The following is a 17,125-nucleotide window of genomic DNA, read 5'->3' as shown; positions in this document are numbered from 1 at the left end:
CATGCCCACGATCGTCTGGGGGGCCGCGAAGGACCCGAAGCATGACCAGGCTGTGAAGGCCAAGATCTACACCTTCCTGGGGAAGCTCAGCGACGACGACACCGTGCCGGGACTCCACATCGAGCCGATGCAGAAGCCGCGCGATGCGCGTGCGCGCACGGGACGGGTCGACATCCACTGGCGCGCCGTGCTCTTCAAGCTCGAGCCCGCCGGAGACGAACCCGTATACGTGTACGCCGGGACATGGCACCACGACGAGGCCATCAAGCGGGCCCGGACCACGACGCTGAGCATGAATCCGGTCAACGGCCTGGCCGTCCTGCGGCAGGAGCTCGACACCGCCGATGAGATCGAGGCGCAGGCCCCTGCTGCGGCCGCGCCCATCGCCGATGAGGCCCCTGCGCAGACGACGGCACTCCTCGCCGATCTCGGGTTCTTCGTCACAGACCTGACCGAGGAGTTCGGATTCGATCAGGAGACGGCGGAGGCGGCCTTCCGCGTTCCGGACGAGGAAGCCCTTCTCGACTTCGCGACCGGTCTCGACACCGCCTGGCAGGCGGACGTCCTCGTCGCGATGGGCGCCGGAACCGCACTCCACCTCATCAAGGAAGAGCTGAAGCTCGACCAGCCTGTCATCATCGACGCGGGCGCGGACGATGACACGAAGCTCGTCGAAGCACTGCGGCATCCCGCGGCGCAGATGCAGTTCACGTTCATCGACGACACCGAAGAGCTGCGCCGTGTCATCGAGGGCGGCGACTTCGGCGCATGGCGTGTGTTCCTGCACCCGGAACAGCGGGAGTACGCAGAGCGCCCCCGCAACGGCTCGTTCCGCCTCACCGGAGGAGCCGGCACCGGTAAGACCGTGGTGCTCTTGCACCGCGCTCGGCACCTGGCGCGGAAGGATCCTCACGCACGGATCGTGCTGACGACGTTCACTCGAGCGCTGGCCGAGAATCTGCGACGCGACCTGGAGCGACTCGATCCCGACCTCCCGTTCGCGGCGAAGCTGGGAGAACCGGGCATTCTCGTCCGCGGAGTCGATCAGATCGCCTCTGACGTGCGCACGACCGCCGGGGGCTCGGCCTTCGGCGATGCGTCACTGGCGGTAGTCGGGTCGTCCCGCGACAGCATGGCGAGCGCCGCAGAGATCGACTGGAAGTCGGCGATCCAGGAGGTCGGCGGCGACCTGCCGATCGCGCTGAGGTCCGAAGCATTCCTCGACGGCGAATACACCCAGGTGGTGCTTCCGCACCGCATCCATGAGCTCGACGACTACCTGCTGGTGCGCCGGCCAGGACGCGGCGTCGCGCTCGACCGCGGACGACGCGCCGCGGTCTGGGCAGTCATCGAGCAGGCGCGCAAGAACCACCGGATCGCCGGAGCGCTCTCATTCGCCGAGGTGGCTGCGATCTCGGCAGAGTGGCTGAAGTCGAACGGGCAGACTCTCGCTGACCATGTGCTGATCGATGAAGCCCAGGACCTCGTCCCGTCGAAGTGGCAGTTGCTGCGTGCTCTCGTGGCCGAAGGCCCTGACGACCTCTTCATCGCAGACGACACGCATCAGCGGATCTACGGGCAGCCCACGGTGCTGAAGCGGTATGGCATCGCCGTGCAGGGCAGATCCCGCCGCCTCACACTGAACTACCGCACGACTCTCGAGAACCTGAGATACGCGATGGAGATCCTGTCGGGCGTGGAGTACTCCGATGCCGAAGCGGAAGACGTGACGACCGCGGGCTATCGCTCGTCACGCAGCGGACCGAAGCCGGTCACCCGCCCGTCGAAGTCGGATGCCTCACAGTTCGACGCGATCGCGGACGACGTGAAGCGATGGATCGCCGAAGGCGTGAAGCCGGAGACCATCGCCATCCTGTCGTCGTCGAACACCTCATCGAAGAAGGTGCAGCAGGGGCTCGGACAGCGTGACGTGGCGGTGGCACTGCTGAACTCGCCTCGGATCACAGGCGGACAGCCTGTCGCGATGACGATGCACAACGCGAAGGGCATGGAGTTCTCACGCGTGGTGTTGTTCGACGTGTCGGACGGTTCTTTCCCGCCAGCCGTTGCGTACAAGGGCGTGCCCGACGAGGAGAAGCCGGACCTCGACAAGCGCTTCCGCTCGCTGCTCTACGTCGCGGCGAGCCGCGCACGTGACGAGCTCGTGGTGACGTGGAAGGGGGCGCCGAGCGCGTTGCTGCTCGGGGAGTGACGACTAGCAGGATGTCGAGCAAACGACTTTGACAGGTACTTTTGACCGACTTGCCAGATTTGCGGAGACTGTTCGACAGCATTCTGCGTGCCGCCACAGGCGGGCCCGCCGCGCCTTTGCGGTGCTCACGCGTGCGTCGCGGAGCGCACGGATCAAAGTACTTGACAAGCTTCGCTCTGCACGCCGCCTCAGTCGGCGTAGCCGTTCCCCTAAGCGGACACCTGGGCGTATGGCGACCGGGTCATTATGAAAACCTTCGGCATCAGAACTTGATACTCGTCGTGATCTCGATGCTCCGGATCGACTTGACCTCGCGCGTGAACGTGGCGCCCACGTTGATCCCCTTCTTACCAGAGACGGACTCAGCGATCGACAGCGCAGCGCGGAGGTTCGCGTCGGACTCTCGAGTTCCACTGAGGGTCATCCGGTATCCCTGAATCGGGTTGGACCCCGTCCGCATCTCGACGAGCGACTTCAATTGTTGATCGTTTGCGAGGTTGTGGCGGCGCAGGAACTCCAGGGCGGCTTCCGGATCGGGCTCGCCGCCACCGAAGGTCAGCTGCCCCTCGAGGCGTGCGTCGAGCTTGCGCGCCACCTCCTTTGACACGTCAGTGTCGCCACCGCCGAGTCCAGGAATCATCGCCCTCACACCGCCGTTCGTCGCAGCGGTCTGACGCTCGATCTTCGCGTCCTCGAATCTCACGTCCGTCGCACCGAGCAGCTTCGCGACGGTGGCAAGGTGATGATACTTCGCACTCGCGAACGACTCGAGGGCGTACTCGGAAAACTCGAAAACCTCGGACTCGTAAGGATTCTTGATCAACAGAGCTCCGGGAATCAGTTGACCTGCTGCTCGGAGGAGCTCACGGACGGCGTTCACCTGGGTCTCGTTGCCTGCAGGCATCACGGAGTAAGGAACGACCATCGCATCGAGATCGTCGACCAATGAGACGGAGTCCGAGTCGCCGGTGATGTCCAGGTAGAGGCTGTCGTCGGCGACCAGCACTGATCGAGGCGATCTGTTGTTCAGGGTGTCCATCACGAGTCCCACGCTCCCTGTGCCGGAGGGCCGGCTACTGTAGCCGGCTCTTGATCCCTCGGAGCAGCCTATCGGCGTCCTTCGAGGTGGAGAGGCTTCCGACGACGACAGCGGCGCCGCCGAGTCGGATGGATCCGATCTTGATCACATCGGCTTCCAGGACTTGCTTGGCCACACGCGATGGGTGACGCGCGTTGTCCGGATGCTCGTCGGCCCACGTGCCCACGAGCAGGATCTTCGGAGCACTGGCGGGCTTCTCGCTGAGCCATTTCCTCAACAGCGCGAGGTGGGTGCGCACCAGTTGAACGGTCCCGGCATCGCCCTGGGCGACGAGATCAGCGCGGAACAGATACCAGACGTGATCGGCGACCGCGAAGGCATCCTTCCACTCGGCCACGTTCAGGCCCTCGCTCCCGGGGAGATCCCGAGGGACCGCGAAGTCGACCGCTTTGCCCTTGATCTCCAATCGAAAACGCCCACGATCACCGCCGGGTTTCGCGCTCGGCAGTCCATCGTCGGGGGCATTGACGTCACGGAGCAGCCTGATCAGCGCAGTCTTGCCCGTCTGCGGAGCCCCCAAGATCGCCACTGTGCGCTGGTCGAGGATCTTCCAGAGCCTCGGAAGAGCCGCGAAGATGGCCGCGCTCACAGCCACGGCGGCCGCGGCGATCGGCACGACCAGGATCGGAAACGGCACCTGCTCTCCCAGCTCGGCCGCTGATCGAGCCGCTTGGTTCTTGGCGCCTACCCCGCCGGGGAGGCCTGGTCGAGTTCAACCCTAGCGGGGCTTCATCGCATCGCCGCTGCAATACCGACGATCCTGCCCTCTCAACTCAGCGGCAGCACCCGCGTCAGCGAAGTATGGGAACACCTTCGCCTCGATTTTGGCCCGCTCCCAGTCGTATTTGAGCATCCGCTGGACTCGGGAACGCACGAGACATCGGTGCTGAAGGTTCGTGCTTCACGTGTACTCATTCAGAACTATGGCGCTATCGACCGCACTCGTGGCCCGACGAAGTGGCTTGCAAGTCCCCGACGATTGCTATTCCTCGTATAGCCGTCGTTCCTTCTCTTCGTCGATCTGACGGTCCACCTCGAGTTCCGCGTGCGTCATGAGAGTCAGCACAATCGCTTCGAACTCCTCGAATTCGGCCTCGAATTCAGCAAGAGATCGAAAGGCCTCCACCGGGTCAGAAAGCTGTCTTGTGCCCTCGGGCCAAGCGTCCCAGCGCATGAGCGTGGCTCGGGTGGGAAGCTTCGCATGCTCGGCTTTCGTGTTTGGGATCGGCTGAAACGCGAACCTGATCGTGTCCATCTCGGTGAATCGTCCACCAAACACGGACACGGCGACCTCTCCCGAGTATCTGAGGAAATCATGCGCCTGATCAACCCGATTTGCGATGTAGGCCGCGATAAGCGTCGGTGCGTCGTCGAGGTCCAGGTCGCGCCGGAGCGCAGCGGCCATCTTCCGCTGAAGATTGCTCACGAGGCCCACCCGGCGCGTCTCCTCCTCCAGATACGGCTCGCCTAGCCGTGCATACAAACGCTCCATAGCTCCGGCGTCGCCGGGCCAACTAAACCCGTGGGGCTCAAGCCGGTCGAGAAAATCCGCAACGAAAAACGCGTAGAGGTGACAGACGACACGCAAAGCCTCCGGACGCGATTCTTCGCGGTGATACATCTCGTTTCGGTAGTCATGGAGCCGCGAGATGATGCGGACATACTCGACAGGGATGTCACCGTGCCAAGCAAAGAAGCGCAACTTGTCGTCGAAGTTGCGGTCGATGTCCCTGACCTGCGACTTCGAGAACGCCCAGTCGACGTACCCGGTGCTTGATGTCTCAACTTCTCCTCTCTGTTCTGGGTCGTTGAGATCCGCAGGAATCCGGCCATCTGAGTTCGACCGCCACGGAGACTCAGCACGAAGCAGGTAGTTCGACAGATGCCGGATCTCTCTAACCATGAGGGTCTCTATCGCACTGTCGAAGAGCAGGAAGGCGACTCGGAGGTCTTCCAAACTGTCGCGAAGCATTGCGTCCCGAGCAGTGAACACCTGGGCTGAGATTTCCGCGGCACTTTGCACGGTGCGATCCTAGTGATTGCTGCGCCGATCCCCTGCCCGTACGGGAAAGACGCTGCAACTCAATCCGTCATCGTTGAGCCTTCGTCAACCAGCATGCGGGACCCCTCGTTCGCGCGCATGGCCCTCACCCGAAACGGCGCGCCGAGGCAGCAGTCGGCGATCGACTGCCTGATTTAGGCGCATGAGACGTACACTGATTGATAAGTAGACGCACCGTTGCGAAACCCAAGCCTCAAGGAGCTCGACCATGGCCCTCACCGCACACTCCACCATCGGCGACTGGCTGAGCGACCCGACCGGCGGGCCACTCATCCGCGCACTCTTCGAGCAGACGGGCGCCGACCCCGAGCTCCTCACCCCCGTGCTCGGCCTGCCGCTGCAGCAGCTCGTCGCGATGAGCCAGGGCGCACTCCCTCAGTCGGTCGTTGACGATCTCGTGCGCGCCGCCAACGGCGGTGAGATCCCCGAGGCCGACGAGTCCGAGGGTTGGAACGAGAAGCCCACCGCCGGACGTTTCGCCGGCAAGACCGTGATCGTCACGGGTGCAGCCTCCGGAATCGGCAAGGCCACCGCATCCCGCATCGCCCGTGAAGGCGGACGCGTCATCGCGTCCGACATCGCCGCCGACAAGCTGGACGCTCTGAAGGCCGAACTGCCGGGTGCCGACATCACCACCGTCGCTGGAGACCTCACCAAGCAGGACGCGATCGACGCCGTCATCGCCGCCGCGGGCGACCGCATCGACGCCCTCGCGAACGTCGCCGGCATCAACGACGACTTCTCCCCCGCGGGCGAGACGACGGATGCCGTCTGGGACCGCGTCATCGCCATCAACCTCACCGCTCCGTTCAAGCTCATGCGTGCGGTGCTGCCGATCATGGAGAAGGCCGGCCGCGGCTCGATCCTCAACGTCTCGAGCGAAGCGGGCCTGCGCGGCAACGCGTCGGGCAACGCCTACACCGCCAGCAAGCACGGCATCATCGGCGTCACGAAGTCCGCGGCGTTCATGTATGGACCCAAGGGCATTCGCGTGAACTCGGTCGCTCCGGGCGGCGTCGCCACCGGCATCCCGATGCCCCCGAACATGTCGGAGTACGGCTCCGGTCGCCTGGCACCGTTCCAGCAGGCGATCCCGACGGTCGCGACCGCCGAGCACCTCGCCGCGTCGATCACGTTCCTGCTGTCGGACGACGCCGTGAACATCAACGGCGCGGTGCTGGCATCCGATGGGGGATGGTCGGTGCAGTAAGCACCCCGATGACTACGCCCCTGCCGACCCGAACGGCAGGGGCGTGCTTCTTTCTCAAGCCGACGTCGGCGCCTGAGGAAGCCCCTACGGTAGGGAAGACTGAGCCGAGGCAGATCGATCTTGTCTCGGCTATCCGATCATCACGTAGAGGGGGAGATGGCACTCCAGTTGATCGCCCTGTCGCCCAGGAACTGGTTTGCTTCCGAGAACACGTACGTGCCCTTGAACGGCCGTTGGTCAGTGTTCGACGCCATTGGATGCGCGGCCCGAATGATCGCGTCACGCGGAACCTGTCGCAGCAACGGCATCGCGATCTTGCGTGCGTCCTCTCCGAGCACGACGAACGCGATAGGCGAGCCTGACGCCGCTAGGCTTCGGATCACGGTCTCGATGAACGGCTTCCAAAGTCGGAGATGAGATTTTGGCTTGTTACTGACGACAGTTAAGGCTGTGTTGAGAAGCAGGACACCTCCCGTTGCCCACTCAGTGAGGTCACCTGTCGCTGGCCTGGTGAAAGGGATGTCGGGATCCCGCTCGAGATTGAGGAAGATTCGGTGAAGCGCCGAGCGCTTGTCCACCTCTCCGTGTTGAGAGAATGCCAACCCGTCCGCGAGCCCTGACGTGTCGTACGGATCCTGGCCCAGGACCATGACCCTCACATCGGTGGGGGCAGCCAGTTCGAAAGCGCGAAACACATTCCGGCGCTCCGGTAGGACGTCCAGCCCGCGCTGGTAGAGGCTCTGAAGATCCGGTGGCCTATCGGACACGCGAAGGTCGAGCCACTCGTCCCAGACGCGCGGAAGAGTTAGCCCGTTGGGCGCTTTCACAACTGACGATGTGTTCACACGTCCAAAGCTAGGACCTGCGCACGCCAGCCGTAGCACGCGATCCAGGTAGCACGCCGGTCGACGTCGCCGTAACTCGAACGCGCAGTGGCTACGGATGCTGTACCTCATCGGAACTGGCGCTTCCACTCAGTGCGGGCCGCCTAGCTCTCTCATATGCTCAGTGAGGGATGACGACCCACCAAGGGCGTCGGGGGATGAATAGAGGGTCAATGAGCGACTTCAGTCCGCTTGAATACATCGAGCAGGCATTGACGGCGGCAGCACGCGCGCTGGGGCCGTTCGTGACTCGACGTCTCTCCGAGGTCGCTCCGGAGGTATCGGACTGGACGCAGATCCTCGCGGCGAAGGACCGGCAGGCCGGCCGTCGAGTCGACCGCTACAACCCCCGTGATCTTTCATTGCAACTGCGCGTCCTGACGGAGCGCCTCGGCAATCTCGGTTTCCCCTTCACAGACCTTGTCGACCGGCAAGCGAGCAACTGCGCGAGTGAGCTCCGAGACGTCCGCAACAAGTGGGCTCACAGCGAAGAGTTCACAGTCGCCCAGACTTTCCGGGCTCTCGATTCAACCGAGATCCTCCTGCGAGCGATCGCTGCTGACGAGGACGCCGACGCGATCGGACTCCTGAAGTCAGAGGTCCTGACGGCGCTGAACACGTCCGAATTGAAACACCAAGACCCCAACGGACCGACCGCCACTCGCGCGGCCTCTGTAGCCCTCGAGTCCACGGCGATCACCGCCGAACCGGGATCGGCTGCCTCGCTCGACGCTTCTGTGCTCAGTCCGTTGAGTTTCGCTGTCGCGCGAACGGGCATCTCGGTCGTGCCGCAGCTGACGGTCTCCTACCGAGGCCCCGAGCTGCGAGGCGCCTCCGTAGAGGTCGAGGTCGACTGTCAGTTGGGATCACTGGGAGACCCTCGCGTATTGCTCGTCGACCTCGACGGAGAACATGACACCACTCTTCGCAACGTCGATCTGCGGTTGGATCCAGCTCGCATGCTCGCGGTCGAGTCGCCCATGCCCGGCACGGTGACCGCGACGTTGAGAGACGCGAACGGCGACGAGATCGCCAGTCAACGCGCGGACGTTCAACTGCTGGCCGCGAATCAATGGATCGCCAAACCGATGCCGCTGAGTCTCGAGCTGCTCGCCGCCTTCATCCAGCCTCAGTCGTCGGCCATCAGTGCTCTTCTGGTCGAGGCATCGACGCTTCTGGGTAACCGGACGGGTTCCTCGGCCTTGGACGGGTACCAGCAGGGCGACCCGAATCGGGTCGATTCGATGGTCGAAGCGATTTACGACGCCGTACGCGCGCGCGACATCCGCTACGCGGAACCGCCCGCGAGCTGGGGGATCTCGGGCCAGAAGGTGCGTACTCCCGCCGAGGTTCTCGAGGGGCGACTGGGCACTTGCCTGGACACGACGCTCACCCTCGCTGCCGCGCTGGAAGAAGCGGGAATCAACTCAACCCTGTGGCTCCTCGAGGGTCACATCTTCCTCGGGTACTGGCGGGAATGGTCGAGCCTCGACGCCCCTGCGCAGGCAGAGGCCAGCGAGGCGGTCAACCTCGTCGGACTGGGCAAGATCGGGCTCGTGGAAACGACGAAGATGACCGGAGGTGCGGAATCCGCGCCGTTCGGGATCGCCCGACGGCAGCCATTCACCGACGGCAACGTGGATCCCACTCTGGTCATCGGCGTGACCGATGTCTTACAGGCTCGACAAGCAGCTATCTATCCCCTGCCGAGTCGCTCGATCGGCTCGAACGGCGAAGTCACGGTGCACGAGTACCGCGCGGCCGCAGCTCCGGATCCATTGCAGTACAACCCCTCCGCCACGGATCTCACCGGCGATGACGCGCGCAGGCTGCCTGCGCGCGTGAGCTCGTGGAAGAACTCCCTGCTCGACCTGAGCCTGCGCAATCGGCTCATCAACTACACGCCGTCAGCAGGTCACTCCATCGCCGTGCCACAGCCAGCTCTAGCCGCATTCGAGGATCTGATCAACAGTGGGTCCGCGATCACGCTCCTTCCCAGCGATCGCATCCCCGATGTCGACAAGACCCGCGGCGTTCAGTTCGGACGCGACCTGCCTGAAGCTGCCCGCTCGGACATGCTCATGTCCCGAAAGTCCGCCTATGTCGACATCACGGAGGGCGCCTATACCTCGCGACTCCGCGCTCTGGCATACAAAGCGCGCACCATCGCCGAGGAAACGGGCGCGAACAATCTCTATGTCGCGTTCGGAATGCTGCGCTGGCGGTTCAACGATCGCGACCTCAGGTCGCCGCTCATCCTCGTGCCTGTGACTCTCGAGCCTGCGGGCCGCGGCTCTGTGTTCCGTGTTCGCGTCGACGACACAGGTGAATCCACACCGAACTACTGCCTGCTAGAGAAGCTGCGAGTGACGCACGGCATCCGCATACCCGGTCTCGAGAACCCGGCAAAGGATGAAGCCGGCATCAACCTCGCAGCCGCCTTCGCGGCCGCGCGGCAGGGATTGGCGGAGGCGCGCTTGCCGTTCACCGTTGAGGACTCCGCAGATCTGTCGATCCTTCAGTTCGGCAAGTATCGGCTGTGGAAGGACCTCGACGAGAGTTGGGAGACATTCACCTCCAACCCGCTCGTCAAGCATCTCGTCCATACGCCGACCGCAGCGTTCGAGGACCCATCGCCGTCGCCGACCTCAGTGGATCTGGATGCTCTCGGAACGTCCCTGCCCGTCCCGGCGGACTCCTCGCAGCTCGACGCGGTCTCGGAAGCGGTCGCGGACCGGACGTTCGTACTCGAGGGCCCTCCCGGCACTGGGAAGTCGCAGACCATCACGAACCTGCTCGCTCATGCCATCGTCAACGGCAAAAGAGTGCTTTTCGTCGCTGAGAAGCGCGCGGCGCTGGACGTCGTGAAGCAGCGTCTCGATGCAGTCGGACTGGGGCCTTTCTCGCTCGATCTCCATGACAAAGGTGCTCGCCCGAATGCCGTCCGCGCGCAGCTGAAAGAGGCACTCGAAACAACGGCGCGCCCCGACGGTGCCGCCCTGAGCGCGCAGAACGAGAATGCGGTATCGAGCCGGAACACTCTGCGCCGGTACGCTGACCGCCTCCACGAGAGCAACACCGCGGGCATGTCGTTCTACACCTCGAGGGATCGCCTCCTGGCGTTCGAGCCCGATGCTCCTACGCTCGACATCCCGACCGCTTTCGTCTCGACGAGTTCCACCACGCAGATCGACTTCGTCCGCACGACACTGAGACGCCTGCCTGACACTGCCGACCTTGTCCGCCCAGCGGAGCTCAACGGGTGGGGCTTCGTCGACGTCACGTCTCATGACCCTTCGGACATCGGGGCCCTGCATCGAGCAGCGATGGACTTCGACCAGGCGATCGGAGACGTCTTCGTCACGACCGGCGAGTCGCCGGCACTCTCGCACAGTACCTCGCCTGAGTTCATCGAACGCTGGTCCCAGCTCGCGGGAGCTCCACGCTTCTCCCTTGAGTCCCTCGATCAGCTGCTCCCCCGAGTCCGATCCGGTGAACTCAGCGCTCTTCAACAGCACCTTCGAACGCTCACGTCCACACCACCACAGTGGGTGAACACCGTTGGCCTCGGCGCGCTGAGCGCGAACCCGACGCCGAGCGCCGTTCACGTAGCAGCTCAGGCTGCCGATGCCTCTGGGTTCTTCGGCCGACGCAAGCGTCAACGATCGGCGCTCGAGATGTTCGGCGACAGCCTGTTGGTGCCTCTGAAGAGCGTGCCTCCGAAATCCATCGCGCAGTTGACCGGACAGGTGGAAGCGACAGCGGCGTCGGCGACTGCTCTGCGCAACGGACTCCTCTCGCTCCCCGTCTCCGTGGTCGGTGCGAGTTGGAACCCGTTCGATGCGACCGACGCGGCTCGCGCCGCGTCGCAGCTCGATTGGCTCGTCTGGCTCAGCGGGGCTCTCGAGTTGCGACCTCATGATCTGGACGCGACGATTCTGCGAGAGACCTATCGCACCTCGCCTGCGGATCCGGCGCTCTCCGGTGCGCTCGCAAAGCTCGGGACCGCTTGGCGTTCACTCGAAGTGATGGCTTCGCCGAAGGTCGGAGCCGGGGTGTTGAAGAGTTGGGCCTCGCCGCGCGCCGTGGTCGATGCGTGGGGAAGCACTCGCGGTTCGCGGGCACTCGAAACCTCTACTCCCACGTCCCTGCAGAGATGGGTGGCGTTCGCTCGGGCGCTCGAGCCTCTGCGAAGCTACGGGCTCTCCGAGGCACACGCAGCACTCATCTCGGGACGCGTTCTGGCAGACGATGCGTCGATCGCCTTCGACAAAGGCGTGGCGGCCTCATCGTTGGTGGAGCGCGAGCAAGCTCAGGGCCTCGAGATATTCGACCCTCAGGCTCACGGCCGATCCGTCGAAAGATTCACCTCGAGCACAGCCGCGATCCGAGCCGAGCTTCCACGCTGGATCCCCGCCGAAATACTCGGCCGGAGGAAGATCGACGCAGCATACAACGGCGGGCGCCTGGGCGAACTCAAGCGTCAGATCGGGCGTCAGCGCGGGGGGCTCTCAGTACGTGGGCTGATGGACGGCTACGCAGAGCTGATCACGCAGATCACCCCGTGCGTACTGGCGAGTCCGGAATCCGTCTCGCGGTTCTTCCCGGCAACCGGCGACCTGTTCGACGTCGTCGTCTTCGATGAAGCGTCGCAGATCAGAGTTCCCGATGCGATCGGCGCGATGGGGCGATCGAACTCGGTGGTGGTGGTGGGCGACAGCAAACAGATGCCACCTACAAGCTTCGCAGACGTCGTGACCGACTCTGATGAGGTGGTCAGCGCGGACAGCACCGCGATCGCCGATGAGGAATCGATCCTGAGCGAATGTGTCCAAGCGCAGGTGCCCCGGCGCTGGTTGTCCTGGCACTACCGGAGTCAGGACGAGGCGCTGATCGCTTTCAGCAATCACAAATACTACGACGGCCGACTCGCATCCTTCCCTGCGCCTTGGCCGACGAGCGCCTCTTCACAGCCCTCGGTGTCCGGTCATGGAGTATCACTGGTCAGGGTCGACGGGCACTTCAACAGAAGCGGACGGGGGCGAGACCTTCGCACCAACATCGTCGAGGCCCGTGCAATCGTCGGGGACATCGCACGGCGCTTCGCCACGTCCAACACTCCTCCATCGCTCGGCGTCGTGACCTTCAACGCGCAGCAACGCTCGCTGATCGAATCACTTCTGCGAGACGAAGCGGACGACCGGATCGCCACCGCTCTCGATCAGCGCGACGGACTGTTCGTCAAGAACCTCGAGAACGTACAGGGAGACGAGCGAGACACGATTCTCTTCTCCGTGGCTTTCAGTGCGAACGAACGTGGCGACCTGCCACTCAACTTCGGACCGCTCTCGCGTGCGGGCGGAGAGCGCCGCCTCAACGTGGCCATCACCAGAGCACGTCGAGAAGTGATTCTGTTCGCCAGTTTCGACCCGTCTGACCTGAGAGCTGAACAGACGTCATCCGTAGGAATCAAGCACCTGCGCTCCTATCTGCAGCTTGCTGCGGACGGTATCGATGAGAACGCAGACGAGGTGGCTCGGCCCGGGTTCGTCGATCGCCATCGAGAAGAGATCGCCGCCACGCTTCGCGACCGAGGGCACGTGGTGCAGACGGACATCGGTCTCTCTGATTTCCGCGTCGATATAGCAATCTCGGCAGCAGACGATCCTGAGCAACCGGTACTCGCCGTTCTGCTCGACGGCCCAACGTGGCGCGAGCGGCGCACTGTGGCCGATCGAGACGCGCTGCCCACCGACGTCCTGAAGGGCCTCATGCACTGGCCGGGCGTGGAGCGTGTATGGCTTCCCGAGTGGCTGCAGCAACGGGAGACGACCCTCGACCGAATCAGTCGCGCCGTTACGGAGGCGACAACTGCTGCGCGTCGTGCCGACGAAACTGGGAAGCGCAGTTCAGTCTCGACGGGCGTCGAAGCGCGAGCAATCGACACAGCATCGGACCCCGTCGCGACCGCCGCTCACGTCGAGACCGGATCTGGCGTGGCGGAGTCGCAACCCGTCGTCCTCGCTCGGTCGGCATCAGCACCCGGGGTCACCGACCTGCAGCATCCCCGTCTTCGGGATTTCTCTGAGTGGTCACCACGAGCGGCCGGCGGCGTCGCGGTTCTCGACGCTCTCCCGTCCCCGGGAGCCGCTCAGCGCATACGCGAACTGGTCCAGGAAGTGATCACGCATGAAGGCCCTATCCACCGAATGCGGCTGGTGAAGCTCGTGGCCGGTGCTTTCGGTCTGAGCAAGGTCCACGCCTCTCGGGCGGATGCAATCCTTCGCTGCGTCCCACCGGATTTCGTTCGACCGAATGATCGTGCGGTTCTGTGGCCGCAAGGTGTCGATCCACTCACCTGGCGGGAGGTCCGCCGGCCAGTCAACGGGACTGCTCGCCCCCTCGAGCATGTCCCTCTGGCGGAGATCGCCAACGCCATGGCGGTCGTCGCGGACCTGAGCGGCGGAATGACGGACGAGGAGATCAAGCGGGAGTCGCTCGGGCTGTTCGGCGGTAAGCGCGTGACGTCCGGCATCGGCGATCGCCTGAGCGAGGCCTTGGATACTGGCCTGAGCTCCGGCCGGCTCCAGCGACGTTCCGGGGGGTTGATCACGGCAGCGAGTTGACGGGGTGGGGCACCCGTCCAGGATGGCCGGGCCAGTGATCGCGCATCTTCACCATGCACCCGGGCGCCCGCTGAGAGAGAGCTCTGCGCTCGCTGCACCCGCCACCGGGATTCTGCCGGCTCCCCATATGCTCGCGGCGTCGGACCAGCTGCCTGACGGAGGATGGTCAGTCCAGTAATTACCTCACTCTTGGAGGCCGGCACGACTGCCGTGCCGGCCTCCGAACTCTCCGATCGCTCGCCGCGCCTTGCGTAGCTCGAAGATCCCGATGAACACTCCGACGCCGAATATGGCAGGGCCGAACCATCGGTACAGCGCGCTCGGATCGAGCACGAGCGTGACGACCCATCCTGCAACCATGACCGCGGAGAACACGATCGAGTAGAGCGCGAAGTTCTTGCGGCGCTGCAATGCCATGCGCTGCTGGATCAGGGAGGGCTCGGCACTGGGCTCGCTCATGAGCCGAGCCTAGACCGCGGCACCCAGCCGAAGTAGGCCACCGCCTCCCGAGCGGATGAAAGACTGACACCGTGCCCGAGCGTCCCGAGATCGTCTGCATCTGCGGCTCCATGCGGTTCGTCGAGGATATGCGCGTGGTGAGTCAGGGCCTGTCGCTCGCTGGCTGCATCGTCCTCATGCCGACTGAGATCGACGGTCCGATCACCGAGGAACAGAAGACCGCGCTGGGCGAACTGCACCTCCGCAGGATCGACCTCGCCGATCGAGTGGTCGTCGTGAACCGGGGTGAGCACTTCGGCGAATCGACGCTCCGCGAGATCGCCTACGCAGAAGCCGCAGGCAAGCCCGGGACCTTCGTCGGCGTCGCGTGGGGCTCGCAGTAGATCTCACATCTGCGTCACCTACCCTGACTGTCATGAAGAAGCTCCCCGCGCTCGCGTCGCTGGCCGTCGGCATCCTGCTGCTCTCCGGATGCTCGCAGGCCGCGACCATCGCCGCCTGCGGACAGGTCGCCGCCCAGGCCACCCAGGTCGCCGGTGTGATCGAGAGCGTCAGCTCGCCGACTCCCGAGGCTGCGCAGGCGGCGCTCGATGAGGTCAAGAAGGTCGCCGAGAACATCCGTGGTGTCGACGGACCCGAGGAATTCGTCACGCTCCGCGACTCGTGGACGACGAGCATCGACGCGTTCGTCGCCGAGGGCGAGAAGGCCATCACCGGGGACGCCGGGGGATGGATGCGGCATCCACCCAGCTGCGCACGGCGACCGACGCGATGGTCGCCTACTGCACGCCGTGACCAGCTAGCGAGCGATCCCTCGCAGCAGCCGCGTCACCGTCGCCGTAACGCGCTCGGCGCTCAACGGCTGACCGATGAGCGCGGCGTACGACGCCATGGCGATGAGCTGGTCAGCGATGGCAGCAGCATCCACGTCTTCGCGGATCTCGCCTGCCGCCTGACCGCGCGCAATCCGCTCGGCGACCCACGCGCGGATCGGCGCCGCGAGACGCTCGTTGAGGGCCAGCCCGAGTTCGTGATCCGTGGCCGTCACCGCGATCAGAGCCCGGGCGAGTGCGACACCCTCGGGCCGCTCCATACCGGCGGACATCGCGGAGAACCAGGCGTGCAGGTCAGCCCGGATGTCGTCGCTCATCGTGACGGTTGCATCCGCGAGGGGCACCTCTCCCTCGAGCAGCGCCTCGCCGAGGATCGCTGCCTTCGACGGCCACCAGCGGTAGATCGTCTGCTTGGAGACGCCCGCCGATTCCGCGAGACCCTCGATCGTCACCGCCTCGTACTCACCGGCCACGACGGCGGCGCGCATCGCCTCGAGCACGGACTGGCGCGCGGCTTCACTTCGGGGACGAGGCACCAGAACAGGCTACCGAGGCTGCGGGCGGCGCGTTTCGTCTCGGGCCGCTTTGCGGGCCTCGCTCAGTGACCGGTGTGGCTCCACACGGTCTTGGATAGAGTCGCGGGATGAGGGAGACACGAGGGCCGCTCAGCATGGGCATATTGACTCTCGCGCTCACACTCTTCGGACTCGTGTTCTTCATCGTGACGATGCTGATCATCCACGGCGCACCGTACCTCACCGACTCGCTCGGCTCCGCGGACGACCGCCAATGGACCGATTGGTACTGGCTCGCGATGCTCATCGTGGCACCCACAGTCGTCACGGGCGCCGTCTCCGGGCTGACCTCCGCCCTCGGCGCATACATCGGAAAGCGCGTCTCGACGAGCATCGATGGCGCACCGGCAGATCGGATGAGAACCAGCGTCGGTGCCGGCATCGGAGGCGCGCTGGGGAGCGCGTTGTTCCTCATCTACATGAGCTGGCTCTATCAGAATGGGCTGAGCCTCTGGATCCTGGTGCTCGGGTCCGCAGCGGTATTCAGCGCCTACGCGGGTTTCACCGCACTGTGGATCGGTCGCAGATCATGGGCTCCTCAGACGCCAGCAGCTGTGATCACCGCCGCGGACGGTATGTGACCGCCACAGCACCGGAATCGAACACCCGACGGCCCACCTCCTTGAGCTCGATACGCTCGTTCAGCCCGTCGAGCAGCCTGGGCCCGTGCCCGGCGATGATCGGATGCACGACGAAGGTGAACTCGTCGATCAGACCCAGCTCGGCGAGCGCGAGCGGCAAGGTCACGCCGCCGACGGACAGCCCCTCACCCGGCTGCGCCTTTAGCTGCGTAACCGCCTCGCCCACGTCGCCTCGGACGAGCTCGGCGTTCCAGTCGACCGACTCCAGCGTGCTCGACACCACATGCTTCGGTATGCGGTCGAGGGCCTCTGCGAACGGGACTTCCCACTCATCCATCCAGTCGGGCCACACCCCGGATGCCGGACGCCGCCAGGCGCCCTCCATCATGTCGTAGGTCGTCCGGCCGTAGAGCACGGCATCCGCTCGCTGCATCTCCGCCGTCCAGAAGCCCATCAGCTCCTCGTCGGGAGCGACGCCCGCCTCGTGATGGACGCAGCCGTCGAGCGTGACGTTGATCGCGTAGCGCAGTGGTCTCATCTCGCCGATCTCCTTCGATGCGGGCGGTGCCGGATGAGGATCAGAG

General features: G+C 64.6%; 13 protein-coding genes. 5 read left to right on the top strand and 8 right to left on the bottom strand.

Annotated elements, in window-relative coordinates; translation table 11 throughout:
- Position 1 precedes the first annotated feature (1 nt).
- On the top strand, positions 2-2,212 hold the full coding sequence (locus tag JOF42_RS03865) for a UvrD-helicase domain-containing protein (protein WP_210096650.1): 2,211 nt from the start codon (positions 2-4) through the stop codon (positions 2,210-2,212).
- A 262-nt stretch (positions 2,213-2,474) separates the two neighbouring features.
- Here the strand turns inward: JOF42_RS03865 and JOF42_RS03860 are convergent, their stop codons facing one another.
- From JOF42_RS03860 to JOF42_RS03850, 3 genes are all read right to left on the bottom strand, one after another.
- The gene (locus tag JOF42_RS03860; protein ID WP_210096649.1) at positions 2,475-3,158 is read right to left on the bottom strand and encodes a hypothetical protein; all 684 of its coding nucleotides are present in this window, start codon (positions 3,156-3,158) and stop codon (positions 2,475-2,477) included.
- Between the two features lie 127 nt (positions 3,159-3,285).
- Positions 3,286-3,948, bottom strand: coding sequence for a GTPase domain-containing protein (locus JOF42_RS03855; RefSeq protein ID WP_210096648.1), 663 nt, complete (start codon positions 3,946-3,948; stop codon positions 3,286-3,288).
- Between the two features lie 345 nt (positions 3,949-4,293).
- Positions 4,294-5,334: a hypothetical protein gene (locus tag JOF42_RS03850; RefSeq protein WP_210096647.1), complete on the bottom strand. Its 1,041-nt coding sequence runs from the start codon at positions 5,332-5,334 to the stop codon at positions 4,294-4,296.
- Between the two features lie 247 nt (positions 5,335-5,581).
- Between JOF42_RS03850 and JOF42_RS03845 the strand changes: the two genes are divergently transcribed.
- Complete coding sequence (locus JOF42_RS03845) at positions 5,582-6,583, top strand: SDR family NAD(P)-dependent oxidoreductase (RefSeq protein ID WP_210096646.1); 1,002 nt, start codon at positions 5,582-5,584, stop codon at positions 6,581-6,583.
- 140 nt (positions 6,584-6,723) lie between these two features.
- Here JOF42_RS03845 and JOF42_RS18040 read toward each other — a convergent pair whose 3' ends face one another.
- The gene (locus tag JOF42_RS18040; RefSeq protein ID WP_210096645.1) at positions 6,724-7,428 is read right to left on the bottom strand and encodes a uracil-DNA glycosylase; all 705 of its coding nucleotides are present in this window, start codon (positions 7,426-7,428) and stop codon (positions 6,724-6,726) included.
- A gap of 212 nt (positions 7,429-7,640) precedes the next feature.
- Here JOF42_RS18040 and proA point away from each other — a divergent pair, with 212 nt between their 5' ends.
- Positions 7,641-14,093 (top strand): anti-phage protein ProA, encoded by a 6,453-nt coding sequence (proA, locus tag JOF42_RS03835; RefSeq protein WP_210096644.1) that lies wholly within the window; start codon positions 7,641-7,643, stop codon positions 14,091-14,093.
- A gap of 183 nt (positions 14,094-14,276) precedes the next feature.
- Here proA and JOF42_RS03830 read toward each other — a convergent pair whose 3' ends face one another.
- Positions 14,277-14,552 (bottom strand): hypothetical protein, encoded by a 276-nt coding sequence (locus JOF42_RS03830; protein ID WP_210096643.1) that lies wholly within the window; start codon positions 14,550-14,552, stop codon positions 14,277-14,279.
- A gap of 71 nt (positions 14,553-14,623) precedes the next feature.
- Here JOF42_RS03830 and JOF42_RS03825 point away from each other — a divergent pair, with 71 nt between their 5' ends.
- Positions 14,624-14,935, top strand: coding sequence for a hypothetical protein (locus tag JOF42_RS03825; protein WP_210096642.1), 312 nt, complete (start codon positions 14,624-14,626; stop codon positions 14,933-14,935).
- A 14-nt stretch (positions 14,936-14,949) separates the two neighbouring features.
- Here the strand turns inward: JOF42_RS03825 and JOF42_RS03820 are convergent, their stop codons facing one another.
- Together JOF42_RS03820 and JOF42_RS03815 are read right to left on the bottom strand one after the other, a co-directional pair.
- Positions 14,950-15,294 carry a hypothetical protein gene (locus JOF42_RS03820; RefSeq protein WP_210096641.1) on the bottom strand — a complete coding sequence of 115 codons (345 nt, stop codon included), beginning with the start codon at positions 15,292-15,294 and terminating at the stop codon, positions 14,950-14,952.
- 57 nt (positions 15,295-15,351) lie between these two features.
- On the bottom strand, positions 15,352-15,921 hold the full coding sequence (locus JOF42_RS03815; protein WP_307803536.1) for a TetR/AcrR family transcriptional regulator: 570 nt from the start codon (positions 15,919-15,921) through the stop codon (positions 15,352-15,354).
- Between the two features lie 107 nt (positions 15,922-16,028).
- Here JOF42_RS03815 and JOF42_RS03810 point away from each other — a divergent pair, with 107 nt between their 5' ends.
- Positions 16,029-16,541 (top strand): hypothetical protein, encoded by a 513-nt coding sequence (locus JOF42_RS03810; RefSeq protein ID WP_210096640.1) that lies wholly within the window; start codon positions 16,029-16,031, stop codon positions 16,539-16,541.
- On the opposite strand, the gene JOF42_RS03805 is transcribed toward JOF42_RS03810, so the two are convergent.
- On the bottom strand, positions 16,519-17,079 hold the full coding sequence (locus JOF42_RS03805) for a dihydrofolate reductase family protein (protein WP_210096639.1): 561 nt from the start codon (positions 17,077-17,079) through the stop codon (positions 16,519-16,521). The two genes, JOF42_RS03810 and JOF42_RS03805, sit on opposite strands and share 23 nt — an antisense overlap.
- Positions 17,080-17,125: the final 46 nt, after the last annotated feature.

Source organism: Microbacterium phyllosphaerae (assembly GCF_017876435.1).
Classification (GTDB): Bacteria; Actinomycetota; Actinomycetes; order Actinomycetales; family Microbacteriaceae; genus Microbacterium; species Microbacterium phyllosphaerae.
The sequence above is the reverse complement of the archived record's forward strand: the minus strand, read 5'-3'. Positions and strand labels throughout refer to the sequence as shown.

Excerpts from the sequence above, each read along its gene's own strand:
- JOF42_RS03805 (WP_210096639.1), bottom strand. The coding sequence starts at position 17,079 with ATGAGACCACTGCGCTACGCGATCAACGTCACGCTCGACGGCTGCGTC.
- JOF42_RS03845 (WP_210096646.1), top strand. The coding sequence starts at position 5,582 with ATGGCCCTCACCGCACACTCCACCATCGGCGACTGGCTGAGCGACCCG.
- JOF42_RS03865 (WP_210096650.1), top strand. The coding sequence starts at position 2 with ATGCCCACGATCGTCTGGGGGGCCGCGAAGGACCCGAAGCATGACCAG.
- JOF42_RS03820 (WP_210096641.1), bottom strand. The coding sequence starts at position 15,294 with ATGCCGCATCCATCCCCCGGCGTCCCCGGTGATGGCCTTCTCGCCCTC.
- proA (WP_210096644.1), top strand. The coding sequence starts at position 7,641 with ATGAGCGACTTCAGTCCGCTTGAATACATCGAGCAGGCATTGACGGCG.
- JOF42_RS03830 (WP_210096643.1), bottom strand. The coding sequence starts at position 14,552 with ATGAGCGAGCCCAGTGCCGAGCCCTCCCTGATCCAGCAGCGCATGGCA.
- JOF42_RS03810 (WP_210096640.1), top strand. The coding sequence starts at position 16,029 with ATGAGGGAGACACGAGGGCCGCTCAGCATGGGCATATTGACTCTCGCG.